At 70.6% G+C, this 16,521-nt stretch carries 17 protein-coding genes; 3 read left to right on the forward strand and 14 right to left on the reverse strand.

Going from position 1 to position 16,521, the window contains the following annotated elements; all coding sequences use genetic code 11:
- Positions 1-65: 65 nt before the first annotated feature.
- From ACZ4LX_RS13500 to ACZ4LX_RS13535, 8 genes are all read right to left on the reverse strand, one after another.
- Positions 66-1,601: a glycoside hydrolase family 10 protein gene (locus ACZ4LX_RS13500; RefSeq protein ID WP_467638263.1), complete on the reverse strand. Its 1,536-nt coding sequence runs from the start codon at positions 1,599-1,601 to the stop codon at positions 66-68.
- Between the two features lie 725 nt (positions 1,602-2,326).
- Positions 2,327-2,725 carry a cupredoxin domain-containing protein gene (locus ACZ4LX_RS13505; RefSeq protein WP_467638260.1) on the reverse strand — a complete coding sequence of 133 codons (399 nt, stop codon included), beginning with the start codon at positions 2,723-2,725 and terminating at the stop codon, positions 2,327-2,329.
- A 3-nt stretch (positions 2,726-2,728) separates the two neighbouring features.
- Entirely contained in the window at positions 2,729-3,259 is a 531-nt protein-coding gene (locus ACZ4LX_RS13510) for a COG4315 family predicted lipoprotein (RefSeq protein ID WP_467638257.1), read from the reverse strand.
- 151 nt (positions 3,260-3,410) lie between these two features.
- Positions 3,411-3,569 carry a hypothetical protein gene (locus ACZ4LX_RS13515; protein WP_467638255.1) on the reverse strand — a complete coding sequence of 53 codons (159 nt, stop codon included), beginning with the start codon at positions 3,567-3,569 and terminating at the stop codon, positions 3,411-3,413.
- 240 nt (positions 3,570-3,809) lie between these two features.
- Positions 3,810-4,760 carry a cytochrome c oxidase assembly protein gene (locus ACZ4LX_RS13520; protein ID WP_467638252.1) on the reverse strand — a complete coding sequence of 317 codons (951 nt, stop codon included), beginning with the start codon at positions 4,758-4,760 and terminating at the stop codon, positions 3,810-3,812.
- Positions 4,761-4,878: 118 nt separating this feature from the next.
- On the reverse strand, positions 4,879-5,904 hold the full coding sequence (locus tag ACZ4LX_RS13525) for a 6-phosphofructokinase (RefSeq protein ID WP_467638249.1): 1,026 nt from the start codon (positions 5,902-5,904) through the stop codon (positions 4,879-4,881).
- Between the two features lie 143 nt (positions 5,905-6,047).
- Positions 6,048-6,776, reverse strand: coding sequence for a type 1 glutamine amidotransferase (locus ACZ4LX_RS13530; protein WP_467638246.1), 729 nt, complete (start codon positions 6,774-6,776; stop codon positions 6,048-6,050).
- Positions 6,777-6,810: 34 nt separating this feature from the next.
- A complete protein-coding gene (locus tag ACZ4LX_RS13535; RefSeq protein WP_356318732.1) occupies positions 6,811-8,049 on the reverse strand; it encodes a Mur ligase family protein in 1,239 nt (412 codons plus the stop codon).
- Between the two features lie 349 nt (positions 8,050-8,398).
- On the opposite strand from ACZ4LX_RS13535, the gene def reads away from it, so the two are divergent.
- Positions 8,399-8,953: a peptide deformylase gene (def, locus tag ACZ4LX_RS13540; protein ID WP_467638242.1), complete on the forward strand. Its 555-nt coding sequence runs from the start codon at positions 8,399-8,401 to the stop codon at positions 8,951-8,953.
- Between the two features lie 9 nt (positions 8,954-8,962).
- Here the strand turns inward: def and ACZ4LX_RS13545 are convergent, their stop codons facing one another.
- Complete coding sequence (locus ACZ4LX_RS13545; protein WP_467638239.1) at positions 8,963-9,613, reverse strand: TetR/AcrR family transcriptional regulator; 651 nt, start codon at positions 9,611-9,613, stop codon at positions 8,963-8,965.
- Between the two features lie 169 nt (positions 9,614-9,782).
- On the opposite strand from ACZ4LX_RS13545, the gene ACZ4LX_RS13550 reads away from it, so the two are divergent.
- On the forward strand, positions 9,783-11,012 hold the full coding sequence (locus tag ACZ4LX_RS13550) for an acyl-CoA dehydrogenase family protein (RefSeq protein WP_467638236.1): 1,230 nt from the start codon (positions 9,783-9,785) through the stop codon (positions 11,010-11,012).
- 96 nt (positions 11,013-11,108) lie between these two features.
- Here ACZ4LX_RS13550 and ACZ4LX_RS13555 read toward each other — a convergent pair whose 3' ends face one another.
- From ACZ4LX_RS13555 to ACZ4LX_RS13565, 3 genes are all read right to left on the reverse strand, one after another.
- A complete protein-coding gene (locus ACZ4LX_RS13555; RefSeq protein WP_467638233.1) occupies positions 11,109-11,597 on the reverse strand; it encodes a glutathione peroxidase in 489 nt (162 codons plus the stop codon).
- A 49-nt stretch (positions 11,598-11,646) separates the two neighbouring features.
- The gene (locus tag ACZ4LX_RS13560; RefSeq protein ID WP_467638230.1) at positions 11,647-12,201 is read right to left on the reverse strand and encodes a GNAT family N-acetyltransferase; all 555 of its coding nucleotides are present in this window, start codon (positions 12,199-12,201) and stop codon (positions 11,647-11,649) included.
- 79 nt (positions 12,202-12,280) lie between these two features.
- A complete protein-coding gene (locus ACZ4LX_RS13565; RefSeq protein WP_467638226.1) occupies positions 12,281-12,862 on the reverse strand; it encodes a helix-turn-helix domain-containing protein in 582 nt (193 codons plus the stop codon).
- Positions 12,863-13,049: 187 nt separating this feature from the next.
- On the opposite strand from ACZ4LX_RS13565, the gene ACZ4LX_RS13570 reads away from it, so the two are divergent.
- Positions 13,050-13,487, forward strand: coding sequence for a DUF7144 family membrane protein (locus tag ACZ4LX_RS13570; RefSeq protein ID WP_467638223.1), 438 nt, complete (start codon positions 13,050-13,052; stop codon positions 13,485-13,487).
- A gap of 18 nt (positions 13,488-13,505) precedes the next feature.
- Here the strand turns inward: ACZ4LX_RS13570 and ACZ4LX_RS13575 are convergent, their stop codons facing one another.
- Both ACZ4LX_RS13575 and ACZ4LX_RS13580 read right to left on the reverse strand, forming a co-directional pair.
- The gene (locus ACZ4LX_RS13575) at positions 13,506-14,846 is read right to left on the reverse strand and encodes a chloride channel protein (protein WP_467638220.1); all 1,341 of its coding nucleotides are present in this window, start codon (positions 14,844-14,846) and stop codon (positions 13,506-13,508) included.
- 150 nt (positions 14,847-14,996) lie between these two features.
- Positions 14,997-16,433: a DUF2252 domain-containing protein gene (locus tag ACZ4LX_RS13580; protein WP_467638217.1), complete on the reverse strand. Its 1,437-nt coding sequence runs from the start codon at positions 16,431-16,433 to the stop codon at positions 14,997-14,999.
- Between the last annotated feature and the right edge of the window lie 88 nt (positions 16,434-16,521).

Consider the following 16,521-nt stretch of genomic DNA (forward strand, 5'->3'; position numbering starts at 1 on the left):
AGGAGGTGCGGCCGGTGCGGGGAGGAGCCGGCGGGGAGCGAAGGTGTGGCCGGAGCGGCCGGTGATCAGGGCTCGATGCCCCAGACCAGCTCGCCGCCGGCATAGACGGCGATGTTGGCGGCGTCCGCGTAGGCGGTGCCGGTGCCGTGGCTGTAGTCGTCCGACTCGTCGAAGTTCGACCAGTCCGTCTTGCTGAGGCGCAGCTGGATCTCGCCGGTGGTGGCTCCCGGCGTCAGACTGCCGCCGGTGAAGCCGACTTCGAGGTAGTGGTCGGCGCCGGCCTTCGGGGTGCTCGCGGCGACGACCCGGTGGGTCACGCCGGAGCAGCCGATCTGGGACCAGTCACACCAAGTGCCGTATGTAGTAGCCCCGTTGTCGGAGCTGAACCAGTAACGGACTGTCACGTCGGAGAGATTGGCCGCCGCAGTACCGGTGTTCACGAGTTGGAGACCGGGCTTGATCTGGTTGTCGCCCGCCGAGGAGTCGCTGCTGCGGTACTGCACCTTGAGCGCACCGGGGTCGCCGCCCTCGCCGCCGCCGTCGTCGCCGCCGAGTGCGGTGCGCACGGCCGAGTACGCGGGCTTCGGCGCCAGGTTCTCGTCGTACAGATTGGCCGCGCCCTGCCCCGGGAACGTGCTCGGGACCCAGGAGTACTTGTCCGTGTAGTCCCAGACGGTGATGCCGACGCAGCGCTCGACCGCCAGGCAGGCCTCGGTCGCCTGCCGGTAGTACGAGGACTGTGTGGCGGTCTTGGCCGCGTCGGCGGGCAGCTGCATGCGCACGTCGAGTTCGGTCACGGCCACGTCGAGGCCGAGATCGGCGAACCGCTGCATGTTCGCCTTCATCTCGTACGGGAAGCCGTACTGGACGGCCAGATGCGCCTGCATGCCGACGCCGTCGAGCGGCACTCCCTCGGCGAGCAGTTCGCTCACCAGGGCGTACATGGCGTCGCTCTTCGCGCCGAGCCCCTCGATGTTGTAGTCGTTGACATACAGCTTGGCGTCCGGGTCCGCCGCATGCGCGGCGCGCAGAGCGGTGGCGATGTAGTCGCTGCCCATGGCGGTGTAGAAGGGGCTCGTGCGGAAGGTCCCGTCCTCGTTGAACGGTTCGTTCACCACGTCCCACGCCGAGACCGCGCCGCGATAGTGCGTCGCCTCCTCGGTGATGTGGTTCGTCATGGCCGCCTCCACCTGAGCCGACGGCAATGAGCCGACCCAGCCGGGCAGTTGGCTGTGCCAGACGAGGGTGTGGCCCCGCACGGTCTGACCGTGCTGCTCCGCGAAGTCGGTGATCACGTCGCCCTTGGCGAAGTTGAACTGGCCCTGCACGGGCTCGGTGGTGTCCCACTTCATGGAATTGCCGGGGGTGATCTGCCCGAACTCGGAGCCCAGGGTGGCCGCGTAGGCGGCGTCCGGCAGTTCCGGGTTGTCGGTGGCGGAACCGAAGTACTTGCCCTGGGCGGCGGCGAGTTCATGCAACGTGCCCTGCGCGGCCGCGGTCGCCGGTCCACCCGTCAGGGTGGTGGCGAGGGCCAGGGCTCCGACCAGGAGGGTCGGGAGCCCTCCGGTGCGGCTGCTTCTACAGCGCTTCACCAAGCTCATGACAAACGCCTTCCTCGGCCGAGGGGCGTGGGGCGTTGCGGGGAGCGCGGCTGCGCCCCGTAACGCCCCTTTCGCCACCCGGTATTGGGGGAGAGGGGAGGGGAGTGGAGTGTGCAAGTCTTGATTGTGGGAGCGCTCCCAAGGTGGCGTGGTGATGAGCACCTGTCAAGACTTAAATCACAACTGCCTTACGAGCGTGTTAACTCGGCTATACGTCGAACGGACGGCGGGGGAGGCGCGATCGAAGGCCCCGGGCGCCGCCGCCGGAGCCGTTGCCGCCGGGGTGTGAACGCTCGGCCGGAGGCGGGGGAGAGGTGCCTGTGGAGGCGGGTGCGAAGTGTTCGCGATTGCGTGTGCGCGGCTGTGGAGGGTGTCTCGGGCGCCGCCGGGGATATGTACACCGGGTGACGGCCGGAGTGTTGTGCGTGTTGGCGTGACGACTGCCGGAAGTGCGGTGCCATGGCCGCGCACCCTTTGCGCGCCGTCGGCGAAACCCGCTGGACAGTCGCATGGAGGTGGAGGGCGACCGTGCGCGGGGGAGGCCGGTGCTGTCCGCCGGCCTCCCCCCGCGCGAGAGGTGCGGCCGTGTGCGGATCGTGCCGGAGAGTGATGGCTGGGTAGGTGTCGACGGGGTGCCCGGATGGTTCGCACGGCGTACGCGAACGCGTATGTGAGCGCCCGGGCGGCCGGCGGGGCCCGTCCGCCGGGTGTCCCGCGAGGCCGCCTCAGCGCACCGTGAGCGAGCCGTTCATCGTCGGATGGATGGTGCAGATGTACGGATACGCGCCCGGCCGGGCCGGAGCCTCGAAGATCAACGTTTGCCCCGACTTCACCTGGCCGGTGTCGAAGGCCTTGCCGGCCGTGGCCGTCACTGTGTGAGTTGCCGAATCCTTGTTGATCACAGTGACCTTCGCGCCCGGGGTGACGGTCAGGGCGGCGGGATGGAAGGCGAAGTCCTTGATCGTGATCACGGCGCCGCCCGATGGCTGCGAGGCGGCGGACGGGGTGGGGGAAGCGGAGGACGAGGAGCCGCCACCGCCGCCGGAGCAGCCGGCCAGGGCGGTGGCGCAGGCCACCGAGGCCACCATGGCGGCGCGTGCCCTCGCGGGAAGCAGCGCGAGCACGGCTCAGTACCCTCCGTTGTTCGAGGCGGAGGGGGAGGGAGCGGTCTTGGTGATCTTGTTTCCGGAGGTGTCGAGCACCCACCAGGCCGCACCGAAGCCGTTCGATCCCTGGCCGTTCGTGTCGCCGGCGTTCGTGTCGCCCGCGTAGCGGTACAGCGGGTGGCCGTTGTACGTGATCTCCTTGCGGCCGTCGTCACGCGTCGTGGTGCCGAGCAGGGAGGCCTTCACGCCCTGGCCGGCGACCGGCTTCCCGGTGACGGTCACGGGCGGCCACGAGGTCGCGCAGGAACCGTCGCAGGTGGACTTCGACGAGGTGTCCGCCTCCCAGAGGTACAGGGTCCGGCCCTCACCGTCGACCAGGATGGTCCCCAGCGGGCCGGACGCGCTCGTCACGGTCCCGGCCGCCGCCGTGCCGGTCGCGGACGGCGTGGCCGACGAGGAGCCACCGCCTCCGTTGTCGTCGGAACAGCCGCCGAGGAAGGCGCCCAGCAGGACCACTGTGACGGCAGTGGTCGTTCCAGCGCGGTTCCGCATCACTCGCTCCTCGAGCCCCGGCCGCCGTGACGGCGGCACCGTGGCCCGAACACTAGGCGCGCCCCCGTCCGGCCCCGGACAGGCGCTCGGCCCGAAGCGCGGGCAGACACCGTCTGGGCGTACGGAGACGGCCGGGCCTGCTCCGTACGGCTCAGGTCTCGCGGGTGGCGGCCATTCCCATCGTGATCAGCCCCAGCACGACCCAGCCGAACCAGAGCCAGCCGTTGCTCCCGAGCGCCACCGTGTACGCGGTGACGGCCACCAGGGCACCTACGGTGAGCATTCCCATTGCCTTCGTGGATCCGGACATGCGCGCACCCTCCTTGAGGTCCTGTCCGGAGTTCCCCGTCCGCGTCCCGGCGCCCGGCCCGCTCGACGCGCGGTGCCCCGGGACAGATGGCTCCGTCACAGGGCCGCGACACCGCACGCCGGTCGCACGCGCCGGTGGCCGTTGCGCCCGAGCTCCGCGCGGACGACGGGGAACCCCGGACAGGACCTCATCGGCCGCGCGGCCGTGGATGCCATCGTCACCCCGAAGGCACCTCCACCGCTACTGTCCGCGCGCCTGCAACGAGGCGAGATAGGCGTTGTACGCCTGAAGCTCCTGGTCGCCGTCCCGGTCCGCCGCACGGTCCGTACGCTTCGCCGTCCGCTGTTCCGAGCGGTACCACTGGAACACCAGGGCCACCAGAACCAGGACCGACGGGATCTCGCTGAACGCCCACGCGATGCCGCCCGCAGCGTTCTGGTCGGACAGGGCGTCGATGCCGAGCGAGGCCGGGGGGTTCTCGTAGACCGCCACCATGGGCTGGCTCGCCATCATCAGCGCGATACCGAAGAAGGCGTGGAACGGCATCCCGGCGAACAGCTCCAGCATCCTCATCAGATAGCCCGGCCGGTGCGGACCCGGGTCGATGCCCATGATCGGCCAGAAGAAGACCAGGCCGACCGCGAGGAAGTGCACCATCATCGCGAGGTGCCCGGCCGTCGAACCCATCAGGAAGTCGAAGAGCGGGGTGAAGTACAGGGCGTACAGGCTGGCGATGAAGAGCGGAATGGTGAACACGGGGTGCGTGATGATCTTCATGTAGCGGCTGTGCAGCAGCATCAGGAGCAGCTCACGGGGCCCCTTGCTGCCACGCGCCGCGACCGGCAGGGCACGCAGCGCGAGGGTCACCGGCGCACCCAGCAGCAGCAGGATCGGCGACAGCATGCTGATCACCATGTGCTGCACCATGTGCACGCTAAACATGACCATGCCGTAGTCGTTCAGCTTGGTGCACATCACCAGGGCGATGGTCAGGACCCCGACGACGAAGAACGCGGTCCGGCTGACCGGCCATGAGTCCCCGCGCCTGCGGAGCCGCAGCACCGCGTACCCGTACAGGACCACTGCGAGGACGCAGCCGGTCAGGAAGAACGGGTCCGCGGAGAACTGGAGCCCGCGTCCCAGCGTGAACGGCGGCAGATCCATGTTCATGCCGTGCCCGCTGTGATCCATCTGTTCACTCCCGATGGGAACGCCGGGACGTCCCCGTTTCGTGCCGGTTGTCCCGACCAGAGTAGAACCGCCCCCGGCCGCGGGTGCGGCCGGGGGCGGTCTCGGGTCGTGGTGTGGCTCAGAGCACGCACTCGGCCTCGGAGTACCGCTCGGCCGGGACCGTCTTGAGGGTCTCCACGGCGTCCGCGAGAGGCACCATCGTGATGTCCGTGCCGCGCAGGGCCGTCATCATGCCGAACTCCCCGCGGTGGGCCGCCTCCACCGCGTGCCAGCCGAATCGGGTCGCGAGGACGCGGTCGTACGCGGTCGGTGTGCCGCCGCGCTGCACATGGCCGAGGATCACCGGGCGCGCCTCCTTGCCCAGACGCTGCTCCAGCTCGATGGAGAGCTGCGTCGCCACACCGGCGAAGCGCTCGTGACCGTAGATGTCCTTGACGCCGGACTCGAACTCCATGGAGCCCTCGCGCGGCTTCGCGCCCTCGGCCACCACGACGATCGCGAACTTCTTGCCGGCCGAGAAGCGCCGGCCGACCAGCTCGGTCAGCTCGTCGATGTCGAAGGGCCGCTCCGGAACGACGATCGCGTGGGCACCGGCCGCCATGCCCGAGTGCAGGGCGATCCAGCCGGTGTGACGGCCCATGACCTCGACGATCATGACGCGCTGGTGGGACTCGGCGGTGGTCTTCAGCCGGTCGAGGGCCTCGGTGGCCACACCCACCGCGGTGTCGAAACCGAAGGTCACGTCGGTGGAGGCTATGTCGTTGTCGATCGTCTTCGGTACGCCGACGATCGGCAGTCCCGCCTCGGACAGCAGGTTGGCCGCCTTCAGCGTGCCCTCGCCGCCGATCGGGATGATCGCGTCGAGGCCGAGGTCCGCGACATGGCCCCTGGCCGTCTCCACGCCACCGCGCAGATGCGCGGGCTGGACGCGGGAGGATCCGAGGATCGTGCCGCCCCGGGCGAGGATGCCGCCGACCGCGTCGAGGTCGAGCTTGCGGTAGTCGCACTCCAGGAGGCCCCGCCACCCGTCGTGGAAGCCGATGACCTCGTCGCCGTGGTCGACCACAGCGCGGTGGACGACGGAACGGATGACGGCATTGAGGCCGGGGCAGTCGCCGCCGGAGGTGAGCACACCAATTCGCATTGCCCGGGGAACCTTTGCAACGTGGGCCGACGACCGGACCACGTCGTCCGGTTGGATCCCCGCCACCCTACCGGCGCAGGGTGGCGGGACCGAACCGGGCGTCCGCCTGCTGGACTCCGCTCAGCTGAGCGAATTACGCCTCATCAGGCGGGCTGTGTCGCCGCGGCGATCCGCTCGGCGCGCAGCGCCTCGTACCAGCGGTCGTCGGTGGGCGGCAGCGCGTTCACATCGAGAGCCAGCTTCAGCAGCAGGTCCGCGATCAGCGGGTTGCGCGCCATCACGGGCCCGTGCATGTACGTACCGAAGACGGTGTCGTTGTACGCACCCTCCGTGCCGTCCCCCGTGCCGTTGCCCCGGCCGAACCGCACCCGGGCGAACGGGCGTGCCGTCGGCCCGAGATGGGTGACGCCCTGGTGGTTCTCGAAACCGGTCAGCGGCGGCAGCCCGAGGTGCGGGTCGATGTCCCCCAGCACGTCGCCGACACACCGCGCGCCCTCGCCGCGGGTGGAGACCACGTCGAGCAGCCCGAGACCCTGCTCGCGCTCACCGAGGTCGTTGACGAACTCGTGCCCGAGGATCTGGTACCCGGCGCAGACCGAGAAGATGATCGCGCCGTTGGACGCGGCCCGGCTGAGGCCGCCGTCGCGGCGCAGCCGCTCCGCAGCCAGACGCTGCGGCCGGTCCTCACCGCCGCCGATCAGATAGATGTCCCCCGAGGTGGGGACCGGCTGGTCGCTGCGCACGTCGACGCGTGACACGTCGAGACCGCGCTGACGGGCCCGGCGCTCCACCACGAGGGCGTTGCCCTGGTCGCCGTAGGTGCTCAGCAGGTCCGGGTAGACCCACACCAGCCGCAGGCTGTTGTTGCTCATGCTTCGTCCTCTCCGGAGGGGGCCGGGGCCGGGGTCAGTTGCCGACACGACGGCGCAGATCCTGGAAGGCGGTGTAGTTGGCGATGACCTCGATGCGTCCCGGCGGTGACTGCTGGACGGCCTCGTCGAGGTTCTCGCAGACCCGGAAGTCGAGTCCGGCGACTTCGAGGCGGACCGCGAGGTCCAGCTTCCGGTCGCCGAGCACGAAGATCGGGTGGCCCGCGAGCTGGGTGTAGTCCACGTCCCACAGCCACGAGGTGTCCGTGCCGTCGGCGCCCCGGGCGTTGACGGAGAGGATCACCGGAGTGGGCGGCGGATCGATCAGGGAGAACGTCTCCAGCCAGCCCGCGGGGTTCTTCGCCAGCAGCAGCCGCAGCTCACGGCCGAGGAAGGTGACCACGTCGTAGCGGCCCGCGACGGCCTGCACCTGGTACATCCGCTCCAGGGCGACCTGTGGCGGCACCCCGAAGACCGCGGCCACGGCGGCCGAGCTGGTGGCGTTGGCCTTGTTCGCGCGGCCGGGCAGCTGGAGGTGGATCGGCCATGCCGAACCGTGCGGGTCGAGCACGTAGTCACCGTGCAGGACCCAGCTGGGCGGCGGTCGGCGGAAGCCGCACTCGCCGCAGAACCAGTCGTCGCCGGGGCGCTGCATCACACCACCGCAGGACGGGCAGGACCAGGCGTCGTCCTTCCACGCCTGGCCGGCCGCGACCCACACCACGTTGGGAGAGGAAGAGGCCGCCCAGACGATGAGCGGGTCGTCCGCGTTGGCGACGATCACGGCCTTCGAGCCGGACAGGCCCTCCCGCCACTTCTCGGCGAGCATCCGGGTCTCCGCGGCGCGGTCCAGCTGGTCGCGGGAAAGGTTGAGCAGCGCGATCACCTTGGGCGTCGTGTCGCGGGCGACACCGGCCAGGTACTTCTCGTCGACCTCGATCACGCCGTACTGCGCGTCCGAGCCACCGGCCAGGGCCGAGGTGATGCCCGCGGGCATGTTGGCGCCGAGCGCGTTCGACACCACCGGGCCGGCGGCCCGCAGTGCCTCGGCGATCAGCCGGGTCGTAGTCGTCTTGCCGTTCGTCGCCGACACGAGGATCACGTCCAGGTGCTGCGCCAGCCGCCCGAGCAGGTCGGGGTCGAGCTTGAGCGCCACCCGGCCGCCGATCACCGATCCGCTGCCCCGCCCGGCCGCTCGCGACACCGCCGCAGCGGCCTTGCCCGCCGTCACGGCCAGCTTGGCCCGCGGCGACAACGGCTCCGTGTTGCCTGCCATCGTCCTAGATCCTCCTTGCATCGGTCCGCGCCCAGCCTATCGAGGTCCGGCGCGGCGGCGGCACGGCGGCACCGCGCCGGACCTCGGAGTTCCCCCGGAGCGGGCCACGGGCGAAATAGCACCCTTGCCTCGATCTGGCAAACATACAGGTCAGAGCTGGTTCGATCGGTACGTCGGGGAGCCATGGATTTTTCCGTGCCAAGGGGCCCCGGAAATACTGACCGTGCGTCACCTCTTGTCGCTGCCGCGTACCGGCTGCGCGGGGCCGTTCGCCGCCCCGGCAGCCGGGAGCGTGCGCGGTCCCGCGCGTGCTCGGCCGTGTACGGGGCGTTCCGGTGGGGACCGTACGATGACCGGCATGCGAAACCGCCCCATCCCCGGCAGCTCCGGCCTCGTCCGGACCATGAGCCTGCTCGGTGACCCGGTGCTCCACGCCGCGTGCGAGCCGGTCACGGACTTCGGGCGTCCGCTCGCCCGGCTGGTCGAGGACATGTTCGCCACGATGTACGCGGCGCAGGGTGTCGGTCTCGCCGCCAACCAGGTCGGTGTGCCGCTTCGGGTGTTCGTCTTCGACTGCCCCGACGACGAGGACGTCCGGCATCTGGGACATGTGGTCAACCCCACGCTCGTCGAAGCCGACGGCATCACCGTGCGCGGCCCGGAAGGCTGCTTGTCGCTTCCGGGCATCGAGGCCGCCACACCGCGCTTCGACCAGGCTGTGGTCGAGGGTGTGACGGTCGAGGGGGAGCCGGTGCGGATCAGCGGGACGGGTTTCTTCGCCCGGTGTCTCCAGCACGAGTGCGACCATCTCGACGGAACCGTCTATACGGACCGGCTGACCGGACTGCGCAGGTCGCGCGCCCTGCGCGCGGCCCGCCGGGCGCCCTGGGGGCGCACCGGCTGACCGGCCGCGTCAGAACCCGGTACCGCCGGGGCGGTCACTGACCTCGGCCAGTCTGCCCCAGAGCAGATCGGCCAGATTCCGCACCAACTGCTCGCGAGAACAGGGGCGTTCGCTCAGCCACCAGTCGCCTGCCGCCTGCGCCATGCCGATGATGCCGTGCCCCCAGATCCGGGCCATCTGCTGACTGTCCGGGCCGAGATCCACCCGTTCCGCGATGACCGTGGCGAGCTCCTCGCCGAGGCGGCGCAGCAGCGGGGCCGAGTGCCGCCCCACGTCGAAGCCCTGTTCGGAGGCGGGCGTCGCGTCGTCGGACGGGTGCATCAGGAAGCGGTAGACCTGCGGACGTGCCTCGATCGCCGCGAGATACGTGTCGAGCGTCGCCTCGATGCGCCGGCGGCGGTCGGCGGGGGCGTCGAGCGCGTCGCGCAGGGCGCTCAGCAGTGCGTCGGTGTGCCGTTTGGCCAGGGCGCGGTAGAGACCGCCCTTGTCGCCGAAGTGCCGGTAGAGGATGGGTTTGGTGATGCCGGCCTCCGCCGCGATGGCGTTCATCGAAGCCCCGGGGCCGTCCCTGAGCACCACGCGGTCGGCGGCCTCGAGCAGCTCGCGGCGGCGGCTCTCGGCCGCGGTCCGCTGTCGCTCGGCCTGTTGTGTGGTCTCCATGTTGTTTCTCCCACCCCTGGCCTGCATGTCCGTCCTGCCTGCGCAACGTAACACCCTGCCCGTCGGTGGGTGGATCGCCGCTCGCGCGGTTGACAGAGGCTACTTGTCGGTAACAGACTGTTGTTACCGCAAGTAACCAACAGGTTGACGGCAGCACGTGGAGGGGAACATGGCCGAGTTCACGCTCGAACTCAACGACGACCAGAAGCAGGTCCGTGACTGGCTTCACGGATTCGCCGCGGACGTGATCCGTCCGGCAGCTTCGGAGTGGGACGAGCGTGAGGAAACGCCCTGGCCCGTCATCCAGGAGGCCGCCAAGGTCGGAATCTACTCACTGGACTTCTACGCCCAGCAGTTCTTCGACCCGACGGGCCTCGGCATCCCGATGGCGATGGAGGAGCTGTTCTGGGGCGACGCGGGCATCGCCCTGTCGATCGTCGGCACCGGCCTCGCGGCCGTCGGCGTCCTCGCCAACGGCACCGAGGAGCAGATCGGCACCTGGATCCCGCAGATGTACGGGGACGCGAACGACGTGAAGGTCGCCGCCTTCTGCTCCTCCGAGCCCGACGCCGGTTCCGACGTCGCCTCGATGCGTACCCGCGCGGTCTACGACCAGGTCAAGGACGAGTGGGTGCTCAACGGCACCAAGACCTGGGCGACCAACGGTGGCATCGCCAACGTCCATGTGGTGGTCGCGGTCGTGGACGCCGAGCTCGGCTCCAAGGGGCACGCCTCCTTCATCGTGCCGCCGGGGACGGCGGGCCTCTCGCAGGGCCAGAAGTTCAAGAAGCACGGCATCCGCGCCTCGCACACCGCCGAGGTCGTCCTGGAGGACGTGCGCGTCCCGGGGCACTGTCTGCTCGGCGGCAAGGAGAAGCTCGACCAGCGCCTCGCCCGGGCCCGCGAGCGCGCCGCCTCGGGCGGCGGCGAGCGTGTGAAGAACGCCGCGATGGCCACGTTCGAGGCATCCCGCCCGGCCGTCGGCGCGATGGCCGTCGGCACCGCCCGCGCCGCGTACGAGGTCGCGCTGGACTACGCGAAGACCCGGACCCAGTTCGGCCGCCCGATCATCGACAACCAGGGCATCGCCTTCCAGCTCGCCGACATGCGTACGCAGATCGACGCGGCGCGCCTGCTGGTCTGGCGTGCCTCCTGGATGGCGACCGCGGGCAAGCCGTTCGAGTCCGCCGAGGGGTCGATGTCCAAGCTCTACGCGAGCGAGACCGCCAAGAAGGTCACCGCCCAGGCGGTCCAGATCCTCGGTGGCAACGGCTTCACCCGTGAGTACCCGGTGGAGCGGATGCACCGCGACGCCGCGATCTACACGATCTTCGAGGGGACGAGCGAGATCCAGCGCCTGGTCATCGCCCGCACCCTGTCCGGGATGCCCATCCGCTGACGTCCCGCCAGGACCTCCGACGGACCGGCCCCCGTCCCTGTCGCACCGACAGGGACGGGGGCCGGTCCGTTGTGGCGGGAACGGGGGCGCCGGTGCTCAGGCGGGGAGCTGTGCCTCGATGGCCGCGACGACCTCCGGGGCCTCCGGCTCGGTGCGGGGGCGGATCCGCGCGACCGGCTCGCCCGCGGGGGAGATCAGGAACTTCTCGAAGTTCCACTGGATGTCCCCGGCCTCGCCGTCCGCGTCCGCGAGCTGGGTGAGTTCCGCGTAGAGCGGGTGACGGCCGGCACCGTTGACGTCGGTCTTCGCCAGCAGCGGGAAGCTCACGCCGTACGTCGTCGAGCAGAAGGTCTGGATCTCCTCCGAGCTGCCGGGCTCCTGGCCGCCGAACTGGTTGCACGGCACGCCGAGCACCGTGAAGCCCCGGTCGCCGTACTCCTTCTGGAGCCGCTCCAGGCCGGCGTACTGCGGGGTCAGCCCGCACTTGGAGGCGACGTTCACCAGCAGGACCGCCCGGCCGCGGTAGGCGCCCAGCGTGGTCGGCTCGCCGGTGAGGGTGTGGAGCGGGATGTCGTGCAGCGTCATGGGTGTCTCCTCGTCGGTGTCTTCAAGGGCCATTGTCGCGCCCGGAGGTTCATCGGAACGAAGCCGGGCCCGCCGCCGGAGCGTTCCGGCCCACGGCCTTGTGGTAGATGGTGGTCGGCTTCAGGACACCGGCCGGGTCCGCGGCATAGTCCGGAACCGAACCGCACTCCGTCCACCCGGCCGAGCGGTACAGCCTCTCGGCCGGACTTCCGCTCTCGGTGTCCAGGACCAGCAGCGTGACACCGTCCCCGGCCGCCGAGCGCTCCATGGCCTCCAGCAGTGCCCTGCCGAGCCCCCTGCCGCGCGCCGACGGCCGCACGATCAGCTTGGCGACCTCCGCCCGGTGACGGGCGTTGGGCAGTGCCGCCCGGACCATACCGATGGTCCCCGCGATCCGCTCCCCGTCCCGGGCGATCCAGACCTGGAGATGCCCCGCGTCCACGGAGGCGGCGCGCTCCCGCCACCAGCGCGCGGCGGCATCCCTGTCGAGCGGAGCCAGGAACCCCACGGAGGCTCCGCCGTCGACGGTCTCCACCAGGAGGGCGGCCAGCTCATCGGCGTAGGTGACCAGTTCGGGTCCGGTCACCGGGACGATCTCGGTCATGCGACCGGTCCTTTCGCGATGGGTTCTCTCATGATCACGATGGGTTCTCTCATGACTGGTTCTTTCACAGCTGGTTCTTTCACGGTGCAACGATCATCAGTGCGTAGCGGACCCGTTCCGGGCCCGGACAGTGGAAGCGCGAAGGGCCGCGCAGCCGGAACCGGAGACAGTCGCCCAGGCCGACGGTGTGCACGGTGGCGTCGACGGTGATCTCGACCGTTCCCTCCAGGACCCAGATGTGCTGCTCAAGGCCGGGGACGGGCGGATTCTCGTAAGCGATCACCGCACCCGCGTCGAGGGTGCCCTCGATGACCTCCGCGCGCAGACCGGCATGGGGCGGCGAGACGGACCTGCGCACGAAACCCGACTTCTCGTCCCGCCAGACCGTCTGACGGGAGGAGGGGACCAGCTCTGGTGGCTGGGCCTCCACTTCCAGCAGCAGCCGGGACATGGTCCGCCCGTGGACGGTGCACAGCCGGCCGAGCTGGGCGGCCGTCGGACTCAGTTCACCGCGTTCGAGCCGGGAGAGCGTCGAACGGCTCAACCCGCTGCGCCGGGCCAGCTCGTCCAGCGACCAGCCGCGCTCGACGCGCAGTTCACCGAGGCGCGCGGCGAGCCCGGCCTCGACGGACCCGGACCCGTCCTCAGCTTCTTCTCTCATATCGGAGAGGATATCTCTGTTTCGGGATGCCCGGTCGTGTGGGTGCGGGTGCCGGGGCAGTGCGGGGCGCGTCGTGACGCTTCCTCGTTCTGCCGGGCGGATGCCATCGTGTCACGCTTGGACAAGGGATTGGCCCGGTCGGGCACAGCGGTCCTGCCGGGTGGTTCCGCTACCCGAGGAGGCCGACATGGCCAGCACCAGCAACGAACCACGAGCCGCGCGCGATACCGCCCCGAGCTCCCGCCACCCGTACCAGGCAGGGTGGACCACCTTCGCCGGAGTCCTGATGATCTTCGGCGGGGCCATGGCGATCCTGCAAGGGGTCGCCGCCATCGCCAAGGACGACGTCTTCGTCGCCACACGCAACTACGTGTTCCAGTTCGACCTGACCGGCTGGGGCTGGATCCACCTCGCTCTCGGCATCGTCATCGTGCTCGCCGGCTGCGCCGTGTTCACCGGGTCCGCCTGGGCGCGGGTCGTGGGTGTCGTCCTCGCCGGATTCGGCGCGCTCGCCAACTTCCTCTGGCTGCCGCACTATCCGCTGTGGTCCATCGTGCTCATCGCCATTGATGTCTTCATCATCTGGGCACTCTGCGCGGCTCCCCAGAAGCGGGAAGGGGGCTGACGGGGCGGTCGTGGGCGTTCACGCCGCGGGTGGCTCCTTCGTCAACGCGGCCGGCGGGGGAGTGATCCGCATGGTGACGACGTAGGAGACCACCACCGAGACGATCACGAGTGGCATGACGGTGAGTCCGTCGGTCCCCAGGAGCAGTGTCGCCAGCAGCACCGCCGTCATCGGGAGTTTCAGCATGGCCACGCACATCGCCCCGATGCCCATGGCGAATCCGGAGGTCGGGTTCAGTCCGGGGAGATGGGCGAGTGCGAGGCCGCCGGCGGCGCCGATGAACATCGACGGGAAGATCGGACCACCCCGGAACGCGCTCAGACAGGCGCAGTAGGCAAGCGACTTGCAGACGATCAGTACCACCAGGGTGGCCGCCGAGTATTGCGCGCTGTCGGCGAGCAGGGGGTCCAGCGCGTGCTGGCCCGAGTACAGCACCTGGGACGCGGACTTCCCAGTGCCTTCGGCGTACGCCAGGGCGAGCACGCCGACGACGAGGCCCATTCCGGCGGTGGCCACCACGGTCCGCCGCGCCACCCTCGGCTGGAGGAACAGCGCCAGCCGCTGGATCCCGTCGCCCACGAGCGCGGCGCCCAGCCCGAGCGCGACGGCCCAGCCGAACTCGGCGACGGTGGGGCCGCCGGCGTGCGGCACGTCCTTGAGCGCCAGCGAATACGTACCCAGGCCCGTCCACGAGCCGAGCCCCGTGAAGATGAGCGCGCCGATCCCGGCCGCCAGAAGTCCGGGCACCAGCGCCACCCCGAGCATCATCCCGGCCAGTCCCGAGGCCTCCATCAGCAGGAACGCGCCGAGAAGCGGAGAACCCAGCAGTGTGCTGACGGCCGCGAAGCTGCCCGCGGCCCCCACCACGGCGACCGCCCCCGGATCGAGGTCCGGCTTGACCAGACGCACCGCCCACACGGCCAGACCCCCGCCGAGCGCGATGAGCGGTGCCTCCGGGCCGAGCACCGCGCCCAGTCCGAGGCCCGCGAGAGCCGCGAGAGCGATACCGGGCAACCGCGCGGCCGAGGGCGCGCCCGTGTTCACCATCCCCTCGGCCGGCTTGTGACCCCCGCCCCCCGGCAGGTAACGGACGGCCAGCCCCGTCAGCAGCCCCGCCACGCCGAGGAGCGGCACCGGCCACCACGAGGGAGTGGCGGCGAAGCCCAGGGCCTCGGGCAGATCGTGGTACGTCAGTGACTCGAGTTCCGAGACCAGGGCGAGGAAGCCGAAGGCCGCAGCCGAGATCGGAACCCCGAGAACCGCCACCATCGCGAGCAGGACCGCGTAACCGCGGGTGCGGATCAGGGCGACGGGATCCGGTGGCTGGCCGGCGGGCGCCTCGGCTGGCTTGGCCGTCATCCTCGTTGTCTCCTCGGCGTCGGGAACCCCTGGGCGACGCCCCGTCCTCAAGGCGCTGCCAAGGTGATACCACGATGTGATGATTTAGCCGGTGATGTCCGACCGCGCGGGTGCGGCGCGAACAGCACGGCCGGCAGCGGCCGGGAGGTGTCAGGCTCCTTCGCCGGCGGGCTCGGCCGAGGGCAGCCGCCCGGACCGTACCGCGGCGACCAGCGCCTGGTGGTCGCGCTCGTTCCGGTCGGCGTACGACTCCGCGAACCGCTGGAGCGCCCGGTCGAACGCCTCGCCGCGGCCCAGGTACGCCGCGATCGCGATCCGGTCCCCGGACCGGGCGTGGGCACGGGCCAGGGTGGCGCCGCAGACCTCTCCGAAGACGCCGAGCCCGCGCGGGACCATCAACTCCGGCTGGAAGATGCCCTTCCAGTCGCGCAGCTGGCGGACGTAGAAGTCCCGGCGCTGCCCGTCGATCCCGTCCACCCGCTCCCAGCCCAGAAAGATGTCGCTCGCCGCCTGCATCAGCCGCTGTCCCGCGACCACCCGGCTGCCCTGGTTGCGGTACCCGCTCCCGCCCGCGTACGGGGCGAGCACCGAGGTGTCGGCCTCCTTGGCCTGGAGGAAGAGGGGGTCCTCGTCGTCCCGGCCCAGCAGCAGAACGATCCAGCACCGGGTGCCGACGCTGCCCACACCGACCACCTTGCGGGCCACGTCGACGACACGGAAGCCCGACAGCAGGGTGCGCCGGTCGGAGGCCAGGCTCCGGCCGTATCCGTCGATGAGCCCGCGGAACCGATCGGTGAACGTCGCGCGCTCCGTCTCGGGCAGCAGATCGCGGACCGGGACCAGCAGTGGCGGGTCCGCCGCGATCCGCCGCCGCCCGCCGACCACCTCCGTCAGCTTGTCGAACGCCTGGAGACTGTCACGGGAACGGGCCTTGGCCATGGCGCGGGCCAGTTCCCTGCGCCCGCGCTTCCTCAGCTGCTCCGTCGCCACGGTCCGCAGCCGCTCGGCGTCCGTCCGGGCGTACCAGACGTCCAGGTGGCGCATGCCGGCGAACCGGATCATCGATTCCCGGTAGGACCTGACCGACGCCACGACGGCGGCGGCGCGTTCCCGGTCGTCGAAACCGTTGGCCCGGCCCGCGATGACGAGGCTGGCGGCCAGGCGTTTGACGTCCCACTCCCAGGGGCCCGGCAGCGTCTCGTCGAAGTCGTTGATGTCGAAGAGCAGCTGCCGCTCCGGCGAGGCCAGCAGCCGGAAGTTGAGCAGATGCGCGTCCCCGCACAGCTGGGCCCTGATCCCGGACACCGGAGTGCCGGCCAGATCGGCGGCCATGATCGCGGCGGCGCCGCGATAGAAGCGGAAAGGCGACTCCGTCATGCGTCCGTAGCGGATCGGGACGAGCTCGGGCACCCTGGTCGCCGACTGGGTCTCCAGGATGTCCAGCGGATCCGGCCGGTCCGCCGGCGGCTCGAACACGGCATGGCTGGAGCGGGGCACCGAGCGGCGGGCGGCCTTCCCGCGTGCCGCCCGCTCCTCGGGCGTCAAGGGTGCGGCGCCGGACCCGGCCGCGCTGGTGTCCTGTGGCATCGGGGGCCTCCTGGCCGCTGGGCGGGCACGAAGGACGACGTTGCCCGGCTTCTCCCGATCATCGCCGGTCCGGGACGTTCCGGCACCA

Source organism: Streptomyces sp. NPDC026062, from assembly GCF_055568375.1.